The sequence below is a fragment of the Variovorax paradoxus genome (assembly GCF_000834655.1).
Classification (GTDB): domain Bacteria; phylum Pseudomonadota; class Gammaproteobacteria; order Burkholderiales; family Burkholderiaceae_C; genus Variovorax; species Variovorax paradoxus_F.
In genome coordinates this window covers 21,658-32,527 of the sequence record NZ_JXQQ01000046.1, presented here as the reverse complement: position 1 = coordinate 32,527, position 10,870 = coordinate 21,658, and the positions used below count along the sequence as shown (strand labels likewise).

Annotated in this window: 9 protein-coding genes and 1 pseudogene; 3 read left to right on the top strand and 7 right to left on the bottom strand. The window is 67.0% G+C overall.

All coding sequences use genetic code 11. The features are described 5' to 3' along the window. The 7 genes and pseudogenes from RT97_RS19730 to glpD all read right to left on the bottom strand — a co-directional run. Positions 1–208, bottom strand: a pseudogene (locus tag RT97_RS19730) (carbohydrate ABC transporter substrate-binding protein); the annotation flags it as partial. Between the two features lie 180 nt (positions 209–388). Further along, positions 389–697 carry a DUF2160 domain-containing protein gene (locus RT97_RS19725; RefSeq protein WP_042580514.1) on the bottom strand — a complete coding sequence of 103 codons (309 nt, stop codon included), beginning with the start codon at positions 695–697 and terminating at the stop codon, positions 389–391. Between the two features lie 12 nt (positions 698–709). Beyond that, positions 710–1,522, bottom strand: a complete 813-nt coding sequence (locus RT97_RS19720; RefSeq protein ID WP_042580518.1) for a carbohydrate ABC transporter permease — start codon at positions 1,520–1,522, stop codon at positions 710–712. 72 nt (positions 1,523–1,594) lie between these two features. Beyond that, on the bottom strand, positions 1,595–2,485 hold the full coding sequence (locus RT97_RS19715) for a carbohydrate ABC transporter permease (protein ID WP_042580513.1): 891 nt from the start codon (positions 2,483–2,485) through the stop codon (positions 1,595–1,597). 76 nt (positions 2,486–2,561) lie between these two features. Next, positions 2,562–3,632: an ABC transporter ATP-binding protein gene (locus tag RT97_RS19710; protein WP_042580512.1), complete on the bottom strand. Its 1,071-nt coding sequence runs from the start codon at positions 3,630–3,632 to the stop codon at positions 2,562–2,564. A 158-nt stretch (positions 3,633–3,790) separates the two neighbouring features. Further along, positions 3,791–4,861, bottom strand: coding sequence for an ABC transporter ATP-binding protein (locus RT97_RS19705; protein ID WP_042580511.1), 1,071 nt, complete (start codon positions 4,859–4,861; stop codon positions 3,791–3,793). Then, the gene (gene glpD / locus RT97_RS19700; protein WP_042580510.1) at positions 4,861–6,528 is read right to left on the bottom strand and encodes a glycerol-3-phosphate dehydrogenase; all 1,668 of its coding nucleotides are present in this window, start codon (positions 6,526–6,528) and stop codon (positions 4,861–4,863) included. The genes RT97_RS19705 and glpD overlap by 1 nt, the downstream gene beginning before the upstream one ends. Positions 6,529–6,650: 122 nt before the next feature. Between glpD and RT97_RS19695 the strand changes: the two genes are divergently transcribed. From RT97_RS19695 to RT97_RS19685, 3 genes are all read left to right on the top strand, one after another. Then, entirely contained in the window at positions 6,651–7,421 is a 771-nt protein-coding gene (locus RT97_RS19695) for a DeoR/GlpR family DNA-binding transcription regulator (RefSeq protein ID WP_042580509.1), read from the top strand. Positions 7,422–7,595: 174 nt separating this feature from the next. Then, complete coding sequence (glpK, locus tag RT97_RS19690) at positions 7,596–9,089, top strand: glycerol kinase GlpK (RefSeq protein WP_042580508.1); 1,494 nt, start codon at positions 7,596–7,598, stop codon at positions 9,087–9,089. A 52-nt stretch (positions 9,090–9,141) separates the two neighbouring features. Continuing rightward, a complete protein-coding gene (locus tag RT97_RS19685) occupies positions 9,142–10,866 on the top strand; it encodes a sulfatase-like hydrolase/transferase (protein WP_155403847.1) in 1,725 nt (574 codons plus the stop codon). Positions 10,867–10,870 lie beyond the last annotated feature (4 nt).

The window sequence follows — 10,870 nt, the reverse complement described above, 5'->3', positions numbered from 1 at the left end:
CCACCGAGATCTCCTTCACACCCTTCGCCTGCAGCTTCTTGGCCGCGTCGATGAACCATTTCATCTCGGCCGCCTGCTGGTCCTTGCTCAGGGTCGACGGCTGGAACTCGCTGTCGATCCATTTCTTGGCCTCGGGCTCTGCGGCCCATGCACCGTGCGCGGCAAACATTGCCGCCGCCATTGCCAATGCCGTGTAGCGCATCTTCATGAATGTGTCTCCTCGGTTGTGCTTCCCCGGTTCTTTCATCTCGGCTCCGGGGAGGCGGAGAGCCGGACGCGTCTTCAAAATCAAGGTTGCTGTCGCCGCCGGGCCGCCTCAAGGCAAGCCTCGCCTCCCCCTCGGGGGGTGGCGAAGCACACGAAGCGGCAAGCCGGGGGGCACATTTCTTCAGCCTTTGCGCATTACCAGCGCGAGCACGAGCATCGACAGCACGAAGCTGATCCAGATCGAGGGCTCCGCCTCCAGGCTCATCCACTCCTGGAACTTGCCGGCCAGGCCGATGAAGATCAGGTTCACGTAGGCGGCCGACAGGAGGCCGATGAAGAGCCGGTCGCCGCGCGTGGTGGCGATGGGCAGCAAGCCGCGGCGCATCGTGGTGGGCGACTTGAATTCCCACACCGTCATGCCGACCAGCATGAGCGCGATGCAGATAAAAAACACGGCCACCGGGGTGGTCCAGACCATCCAGTCGAACATCTTTGGCCCTCCTTAAACGCGGCCCATCGCGAAACCCTTCGCGATGTAGTGACGCACGAACCAGATCACGATCGCGCCCGGCACGATGGTGAGCACGCCCGCTGCGGCGAGCGTTGCCCAGTCCATGCCCGAGGCGCTCACCGTGCGCGTCATCGTCGCCACGATGGGCTTGGCATTCACGCTCGTGAGCGTGCGTGCCAGGAGCAGCTCGACCCAGCTGAACATGAAGCAGAAGAACGCCGCCACGCCAACGCCCGCCTTGATGAGCGGCAGGAAGATGGTGAGGAAGAAGCGCGGGAACGAGTAGCCGTCGATGTACGCCGTCTCGTCGATCTCGCGCGGAATGCCGCTCATGAAGCCTTCCAGGATCCACACCGCCAGCGGCACGTTGAACAAGAGGTGCGCGAGCGCCACGCCCAGGTGGGTGTCCATCAGGCCCACGGTGCTGTAGAGCTGGAAGAACGGCAGCAAGAACACCGCGGGGGGCGTCATGCGGTTGGTCAGCAGCCAGAAGAACACATGCTTGTCGCCGAGGAACGAATAGCGCGAGAAGGCGTAGGCCGCCGGCAGCGCCACCGTGAGCGAGATCACCGTGTTGATCGCCACGTAGATCAGGCTGTTGATGTAGCCCGAGTACCACGACTCGTCGGTGAAGATGCGCGCGTAGTTGGCCCAGGTGAGCTGCTGCGGGAAGAACGAGAAGCTCGAGAGAATTTCCTCGTTCGTCTTGAAGCTCATGTTGATCATCCAGTAGATGGGCAACAGAGCGAACAGGATGTACAGCACCAGGAAGATGCTGCGCTTGTGGAATCTCTTTTCAGGCATGTTGACCCCCTTGGCGCTGCGCGCCGTCCCCCCGAGGGGGAGCATCCGCCCTGAGGCGGCTCGGCGACGGATTCATTTCTCCACCTCGACTTCCTGCGTGCCGACCCGCTGCATCCAGTTGTAGAGCACGAAGCAGAACAACAGAATGATCAGGAAATAGATCAGCGAGAAGGCAGCCGCCGGCCCGAGATCGAACTGCCCCACCGCCTTCTGCGTGAGGTATTGGCTCAGGAACGTGGTCGCGTTGCCAGGCCCGCCGCCCGTCAGCACGAAGGGCTCGGTGTAGATCATGAAGCTGTCCATGAAGCGCAGCAGCACCGCGATCATCAACACGCCGCGCATCTTGGGCAGCTGGATGTAGCGGAACACGGCGAACTTGCTCGCGCCGTCGATGCGCGCGGCCTGGTAGTAGGCGTCGGGAATCGAACGCAGGCCCGCATAGCAGAGCAGCGCCACCAGCGGCGTCCAGTGCCACACGTCCATCACCAGCACCGTGAGCCACGCGTCGGTCGCGCTGCCCGTGTAGTTGTAGTCGATGCCCATCTTCTGCAGCGCATGGCCCAGGAGGCCGATGTCGGCACGGCCGTAGATTTGCCAGATGGTGCCCACCACGTTCCATGGAATCAGCAGCGACAGCGCCACCACCACGAGCACCGCCGACGACTTCCAGCCCTTCGCCGGCATCGAGAGCGCCAGGCCGATGCCCAGCGGAATCTCCACCAGCAGCACCGACAGCGAGAAGCCCAGCTGGCGCCACAGCGCCTGGTGCAGCTCGTCGTCGCGCATCACCGAGGCGAACCATTCGGTGCCCACGAACACGCGGCGCTCGGGCGAGATGATGTCCTGCACCGAGTAGTTGACCACCGTCATCAGCGGCACGATGGCCGAGAAGGCCACGCAGATCAGCACCGGCAGCACGAGCCACCAGGCTTTTTGATTGATGGGCTTGTTGGTTGCGTTCATGACTTGGCTCCTTCCCCCACTGGGAGAAGGTTGGGATGGGGGCGCGCAGAGCGCCCGGTGACTGCGATCGAGCGGTTCATGCCACCAGTTCCTCGTCTTTGTAGTAGCAGGTGTGGGTGTCCAGCACGCGCAACCACACCGTGTCTCCCGGAGCCGGCGGCTGCTCGTCGGAGTGCAGCCGCACCTTGACGACGATGCCGTCGACCTCGGCGCTCAGCATCGCGTGCGTGCCGACGTCCTGCACCTGCTTCACCACGGCCGGCACGGCACCGGCGGCGCCGGCATTCGACAGGCGCAGGTATTCGGGCCGGATGCCGATCTTCAGCGCGCCTTGCGGCAGCTCGCGCGTCGGCACGAGCGGCGTGCCCGCCACCTCGAGCGCGCCGTTCGTGCTCTTGGCCGAAAGGAAGTTCATGCCCGGCGAGCCGATGAAGTGGCCGACGAAGGTGTGGGCCGGCCGCTCGAACAGCGCCTCGGCGCTGCCCACCTGCACGGCCTTGCCGCGCGTCATGACCACCACCTCTTCGGCGAAGGTGAGCGCTTCGACCTGGTCGTGCGTCACGTAGATCAGCGTGAGCTTCAGCTCGCGATGGATCTGCTTGAGCTTGCGGCGCAGCTGCCACTTCAGGTGCGGGTCGATCACCGTGAGCGGCTCGTCGAAGAGCACGGCCGACACGTCGCTGCGCACGAGGCCGCGGCCCAGCGAGATCTTCTGCTTGGCGTCGGCCGCGAGGCCCGCCGCGCGCTGGTTGAGCTGGCCGCTCATGTCGAGCATCTCGGCGATCTCGCCTACGCGCTTCTTGATCTGGTCTTCGGGCACCTTGCGGTTGCGCAGCGGAAACGCGAGGTTCTCGGCCACGGTCATGGTGTCGTAGATCACAGGGAACTGGAACACCTGCGCGATGTTGCGTTCCTGTGGCGTAGCGCGCGTCATGTCGCGGCCATCGAATGTCACCGTGCCTTGCGACGGCACGAGCAGGCCCGAGATGATGTTGAGCATGGTCGTCTTGCCGCAGCCCGAAGGGCCGAGCAAAGCGTACGCGCCGCCGTCGCGGAAGGTCATCTTCAAGGGCAGCAACGCAAAGTCGCTGTCCTGCGTGGGGTTGGCGCGGTAGGCGTGGGCCAGGTCGAGGTCGATGCGTGCCATGTCAGCTCTCCTTCACGGTCTCGCGTGATTCGCAATGCATGAAACAGTCGAGGTCTTGTCGTGGAACACCGCGGAACCGGCTTTGGCGGGCCGCTGGGGTTGCCCCCTGCAAGGGGGTTGGCGAAGCGACACGAAATGCGCGAAGACTGGAGGTCATGCTAGGTCCTTCGCCATGCGGGCGCGAGCGCCAGCTTTTCGCCGGCATCGAACACATAGGCTTGCGATGCGCTGAAGTACAGCGTGATCGAAGCACCCAGCTCGAAGCGGTGCACCCCGGTGAGCTGCGCCACCAGTTCGCCCACCGCCGTCTCCACGTGCACGAAAGTGTCGGAGCCCGAGATCTCGGCCAGCTCCACCTTGCCGGGCAAGGCGATGTCGCCCTCGCCCGCGCCCACGTTCAATGCACTCGCGCGCAGGCCCACGGTGACCGCGCCCGAAACGCTTTCGGGCAACGCGAGCGCCAGTGCCGGGCCGCCCGCGAGCTGCACCTGGCCCGCGGTTGCGGTGCCGGCCAAGAGGTTCATCGGCGGATCGCTGAAGGCGCGCGCCACGCGCAGCGATTGCGGCGCGTGGAACACCTCGGCAGTCGGGCCGTATTGCAGCAGCTCGCCCGCATCCATCACCGCGGTATAGCCGCCGAGCAGCAGCGCCTCGCCGGGTTCGGTGGTCGCGTAGATCACGGTCGAATCGCCGGTGGCGAAAAGCTGCGTGAGCTCTTCGCGCAGGCCTTCGCGCAGCTTGTAGTCCAGGTTCACGAGCGGTTCGTCGAGCAGCATCAGCGGCGCGTTCTTGGCGAGCGCGCGCGCGAGCGCCACGCGCTGCTGCTGCCCGCCAGAGAGCTCGGCCGGCAGGCGATCGAGGAACATGCCGATGTGCAGCTTGTCGGCCAGCGCCTTCACGCGCGCTTCGATGTTCTTCTCGCCGCGCAACTTGAGCGGCGAGGCGATGTTGTCGGACACCTTGAGCGAGGGGTAGTTGATGAACTGCTGGTAGACCATGGCGACATTGCGCTCGCGCACCGGCATGCCGGTCACGTCCTTGCCGTCGACCAGTACCTTGCCAGTGGTCGGCGTGTCCAGCCCCGCCATCAGGCGCATCAGGCTGGTCTTGCCGGCCTGCGTGGCGCCCAGCAGCACGGTCACCGCGCCGCTCCTGGGCGCGATGCTCTGTTCATAGAGCCAGGTCTGCGCGCCGACCTTCTTGGTGACGCGATCCAGAGTCAGCTGCATCAGCCCACCTCCACTTCCACTTTGTTGTTGATGGCGTTGGCCTGCAGCCAGATCGCCACCTGCTCGCGCTCGGCCGGCGTGTAGTGCAGCCCTAGCTTGGAGCGGCGCCAGAGCACGTCGTCCGAGCTCACGGCCCATTCATGGGTTTGCAGGAAGCGCAGCTCGCGCTCGTGCAGGCGGGGGGCCACCGCGGGGCCCAGGTCGGCGAGCGACTTCGCATCGCCGAGCACTTCGGACACCCGGGCACCGTAGGCGCGCGCGAGACGGCGCGTGAGCTTGCCGTAGAGCCATGGGTATTTGGCCTGCACCGCCGAGACGAAGCGTTCGAAATCTTCGTCGGGCCGCCTGGCAGCGCCGATCCACGCCGACAGGTCGCCGCCGGCGAGGAATGCGCCGTCGGTCCAGGCAGGCCGCTGCGCGCTCGACTGGCCGAGCATCTTGCCCACCTCGTCGGCCGCGTCTTCCGCCAGCTTGCGGAAGGTGGTGATCTTGCCGCCCCACACCGACAGCAGCGGCGCGGCGGTGGTGTTCGACTCGAGCATGTAGTCGCGCGTGACGGCGGAGGGATCGCCCGAGGCGTCGTCCAGCAGCGGGCGCACGCCCGAGTAGGTCCACACCACGTCGGCGGGCACGATGGCCTTCTCGAAATAGCGGCTGGCCTGCGTGCAGAGGTAGTCGATCTCGTCCTGCGCGATGCGCGCGGCGCCGGGGTCGTCGCCATTCAGTTCGATGTCGGTGGTGCCGATCAGCGTGAACTCGTCCTGGTAGGGGATCGCGAAGATGATCCGCTTGTCAGGGTTCTGGAAGATGTAGGCGTGGTCGTGCTCGAACAGGCGCGGCACGATGATGTGGCTGCCCTTCACCAGGCGCAGGCTCTTCGTGGCGAGCGATTCGCCCTTGGCCGACTGCGCGACACCGCGCAGGAACGATTCGGCCCACGGACCCGCCGCATTCACCACGGCCCGCGCGCGCACGGTGCGCGTGCCCTGCGGGCCTTCGAGCGTGGCCGTCCAGCCGTCGGCATCGCGCCGCGCCTGGGTGCAGCGGGTGCGCGTGAGCACCTCGGCGCCGCGCGCCTTCGCATCGAGCGCGTTCAGCACCACCAGGCGCGCGTCGTCGACCCAGCCGTCGGAGTAGACGAAGCCGCGCTTGTACTGGTCCTTCAGCGGCTTGCCGGCCGCGTGCCTGCGCAGGTCGATGCTGCGCGAGCCCGGCAGCACCTCGCGCCTGGCCAGGTGGTCGTACATGAACAGGCCGATGCGGATCATCCAGGCCGGCCGCATCGAGGGGTCGTGCGGCATCACGAAGCGCAGCGGCCACATGATGTGCGGCGCGCTCTTGAGCAGCACCTCGCGCTCCTGCAGCGCCTTGCGCACGAGCGAGAACTCGTAGTACTCCAGGTAGCGCAGGCCGCCGTGGATCAGCTTTGTGGAAGAGGAAGACGTGTGCGAGGCGAGGTCGTCCTTCTCGCACAGCACGACGCGCCAGCCGCGGCCGGCGAGGTCGCGTGCGATGCCGCAGCCATTGATGCCGCCGCCGACGATCAGCACGTCGCATTCGGTGGCCGGCAGGGGCGAATCAGAGGAAAAATCGCTCACAGGAATGGGGCCCGTTGAATCGTGACTTAGGTCACTGAAGGGCGCCATTGTATTTTCGGGTTTTTTCATTTGTATTCCTTTTGGCGCGATTTTCCTCCGAGTTTTCCCTTAGTCAGGTTCGTTTTGGTTCGCTTTAAAGTGACCCGCCCTGTACCCTCCCCTGCAGTCTTTCTGCTCTCCAAGACGTTTCTGTGAATTCCAACCCGCGCCAGATCAACCTCCTGGACACCGTGCGCACGCGCGGCTCCGTCACCGTCGAGCAGCTGGCCGACATGCTGGGCGTGACCCTGCAGACCGTGCGGCGCGATGTGCAGCGGCTGGCCGACGAGGGGTTGCTCACGCGCTTTCACGGCGGCGTGCGCGTGCCCAGCTCGACCACCGAGAACATCGGCTACCAGCAGCGCGAAACCCTGCATGCCGAAGGCAAGGCGCGTATTGCGCAGCGCGTGGCCGAGCTGGTGCCCAACGACTGCTCGCTGATCCTGAACATCGGCACCACCACCGAGGCCATCGCCAAGGCGCTGATGCGGCACACGGGGCTGCGCGTGATCACCAACAACCTGAACGTGGCGACCATCCTGAGCGGCAACACCTCGTGCGAGGTGATCGTGGCCGGCGGCTCGGTGCGCCCGCGCGACCGCGCGATCGTGGGCGAGGCCACCATTGATTTCATCCGCCAGTTCAAGGTGGACATCGCGCTCATCGGCGTGTCGAGCATCGAGGCCGACGGGTCGCTGCGCGACTTCGACCTGCGCGAGGTAAAGGTGGCGCAGACCATCATTGCGCAGGCGCGCGAGGTGTGGCTTGCGGCGGACGCGAGCAAGTTCAACCGGCCGGCGATGATCCAGCTGGGCACGCTCTCGCAGATCGACCGGCTCTTCACGGATGCGGTGCCGCCGGCGCCCTTCGCCGACCTGTTGCACACCGCGCAGGTTCGCCTCGAAATCGCACGCGAAACATGAACGCTCCCCGCTTTGCGCCCTCCCCGTCCGGGGGAGGGTTGGGGTGGGGGCACGACGGCTTCTCAAGAAAGCGCGGCGCTCAACGACGGCCTGCCCCCATCCCAGTCTTCCCCCAGAGGGGAAGGAGCAAGACAATGCCGCTCCATTGACCGGCCCCAGAGGAACCATCGCCCCATGACCTACCTGCTAGCCCTCGACCAGGGCACCTCCAGCTCCCGCAGCATCGTGTTCGACCGCGAAGGCCACATCGTCGCCATTGCGCAGAAGGAGCTCACGCAGATCTACCCGCAGCCCGGCTGGGTCGAGCACGACCCGATGGAAATCTGGCGCAGCCAGCTCGCCACTGCGCGCGAAGTGCTCGCGAAGGCGAAGTTGAAGCCCACCGACATCCACGCCATCGGCATCACCAACCAGCGCGAGACCACCGTGCTGTGGAACCGCAAGACCGGCCAGCCGGTGCATCACGCCATCGTCTGGCAGGACCGCCGCGCCGAGCCGCTGTGCGCGCAGCTGCGCGACGAAGGCATGACCGACACCATCCGCGAGAAGACAGGCCTGGTGATCGACGCATATTTCTCAGGCACCAAGCTGCGCTGGCTGCTGGACAACGTGCCCGGCGCGCGCGCCGATGCCGAGCGCGGCGAGCTCGCCTTCGGCACGGTGGACAGCTGGCTCATGTGGCAGCTCACCGGCGGCAAGGTGCATGTGACCGACGTGAGCAACGCCTCGCGCACGATGCTCTTCAACGTGCACACCAACGAATGGGACGCCGACCTGCTCGCGGCGCTGAAGGTCCCCGCCGCGCTGCTGCCCAAGGTGCAGCCCTCGAGCTCGCACTTCGCCGACACCGACGCTGCGCTCCTCGGCCACAAGCTGCCCATCGGCGGCGTGGCGGGCGACCAGCAGAGCGCCCTCTTCGGCCAGGCCTGCTTCGAGGCCGGCATGGCCAAGAACACCTACGGCACCGGCTGCTTCCTGCTGATGCACACGGGCGGCGAGTTCCAGCCTTCACACAACGGCCTGCTCGTGACCAGCGCCGCACAAGCCGACACCACGCCGCAGTACGCGATGGAAGGCAGCGTGTTCGTCGGCGGCGCGGTGGTGCAGTGGCTGCGCGATGGGCTCAAGGCCATCAAGGGCAGCGCGGAAGTGCAGTCGCTCGCCGAGAGCGTGCCCGATGCGGGCGGCGTGATGATGGTGCCGGCCTTCACGGGCCTGGGCGCGCCCTACTGGGATGCGGATGCGCGCGGCACGATCACCGGACTCACGCGCGGAACGACCGTCGCGCACATCGCGCGCGCGGCGCTCGAGAGCATCGCCTACCAGAGCGCCGCGCTGCTGCAGGCCATGAGCCGCGATGCGGTGGCCGCGGGCGGCAAGCCGGTGGCCGAACTGCGCGTGGACGGCGGCGCGAGTGTCAACGACCTGCTGATGCAGTTCCAGGCCGACCTCCTGGGCATTCCGGTGGTGCGGCCCGAAGTCATCGAGACCACCGCGCTGGGCGCCGCTTACCTTGCAGGCCTGTCGACCGGGGTCTATGCCGATGCGCGCCAGCTTTCCAAACTGTGGAAGGTGGAGCGACGCTTCCTGCCGACCATGGGCCGCGCGCAGGCCGAGGAATCGATGGCGCGCTGGGAGCGCGCGGTGCGGCAAGCCACGGCCACCTGAGGCCTCGCGGCCAAACACCCCCGCCCCGCTGGGGACACTGCAGGCCGGGCGCATGCGTCGGGTCAGAATGCGCGCGCCCTCCCGACCTGCAGTCCGCTGCCCCGACCGCTTGACCTCCGCTTCCGCCGAATCGCCGCGCGCGCGCAACGTATCGCGCCACAGCGCCCTGCTCGCCTGCGGCGTGGTCGGCGCCACGCTGCTCGCGCTGATCGCGCTGGGGCACGACGGCCGCCGCATCGCCCAGCTCGCGGTGCTCGCCGCGCCGATGGTGCTCTGGCTCGCGTGGCCGTTGCGCAGTGCGCGCATGCGGCGCTTGCGCACCGTGCTCGTGTGGCTCTGGGCCATGGGCTTCGCGCTCGACGGCGCGGTGCGCGCCTACCTGCTCGACACCTACCAGGCCGCGCCCGACGGCGCGATGGTGCTCGGCGCGGCAGCCAACACCAATGCACGCGAGAGTTCGGAATACCTGTGGATGCACTGGCGCTCGGCGGTCATCTGGACGGGCGCGCTCGCCATGGCCGGCGTGCTTGTGGCCATGTTCGCGCGGCGCGGCGCGGCCTTCGACGCGACGACATCGTCCGTGCGCGCGTCACGCTCGCCGCTCTGGACGCGGTCGTTGGTGATCGTTGTGCTGCTGATCGCCTGCGTGGCCTATGCGAGCAAGCCGTGGCGGCGGTTGCATCCCGCGATCTTCTGGGCCAACTGGTCTCACTCCGTGCACACGCTGCGCGCTGCCTGGGCCGACCAGCAGGAGGTGCGCGACCGCGCGATGGCGCAGGCCAAGGCCATCGCGCCAGTGGCGTTGCAGGCCGGTCCCTCGACGGTGGTGCTGGTGATCACCGACAGCATCAACCGCGACAACATGGCCCTCTACGGCTACGGCCGCCCGACCACGCCGCGCCTGCTGGCACACAAGGCGCAGGCCGGCGAGCAGATGGCGGTGTTGAAGAATGCATGGTCGGTCGATGCGAGCACCCTGCCCGCGCTGCGCAACATGTTCCATTTCGGCCTGCCGGAAAGCGAGAACCCGCCGCACCTGCTGGCACTGGCGCGCGCCGCCGGCTACAAGGTCTGGTGGATCAGCAACCACGACGACCTGGCCATCGAGCAGCAGCATGCGCGCTTCGCCGACGTGGTGGACATGGTCAACCGCACGCCCGGCCGCGCCAGCGCTTCGCTGGACGGCGAGATCCTCGACTGCGTGCAGGAAGCCTTGGCGGACACGAGCACAGAGCGCAAGCTCATCGTGGTCCACCTGATGGGCGCGCACCCACACTACAGCCTGCGCTTTCCCGCGAACGCCAACCCGTTCGACGACGACGTCGACGCGGTCGAAAAGGGCCTGGTGAAGGACGGCCGCTCCGCCTGGGTGCGCCGCTTCCGCCAGGAATACGACGCGGCGCTGCTGTACCACGACTTCGTGGTATCGGAGCTCCTGCAGCAGACACGCGCCACAGGCAAGCCGGGCGAATACCGCGCCTGGATGTACCTCTCGGACCACGGCCAGGAGGTCGGCCACGGCAGCGACCGCGCAGGCCACAGCCCATCGACCGCGTCGGGCTACCGCATCCCCGCCGTCGTCTGGCGCAACAGCGAGCCGCTGCCGGGCGGCGCGGCGCAGCAACAGCCGTTTCGCGCGGACTGGACGGGATGGACGCTGATGGACCTGCTCAAGGTCCAGTGGAATGGGCAGATGCCCGAGCGCAACGTGCTGGGCAATGCCTACCGCTGGCAGGCGCCGAAGATTCCGGTGGCCGTCGAGTCGTTTTCACGCTGACGGC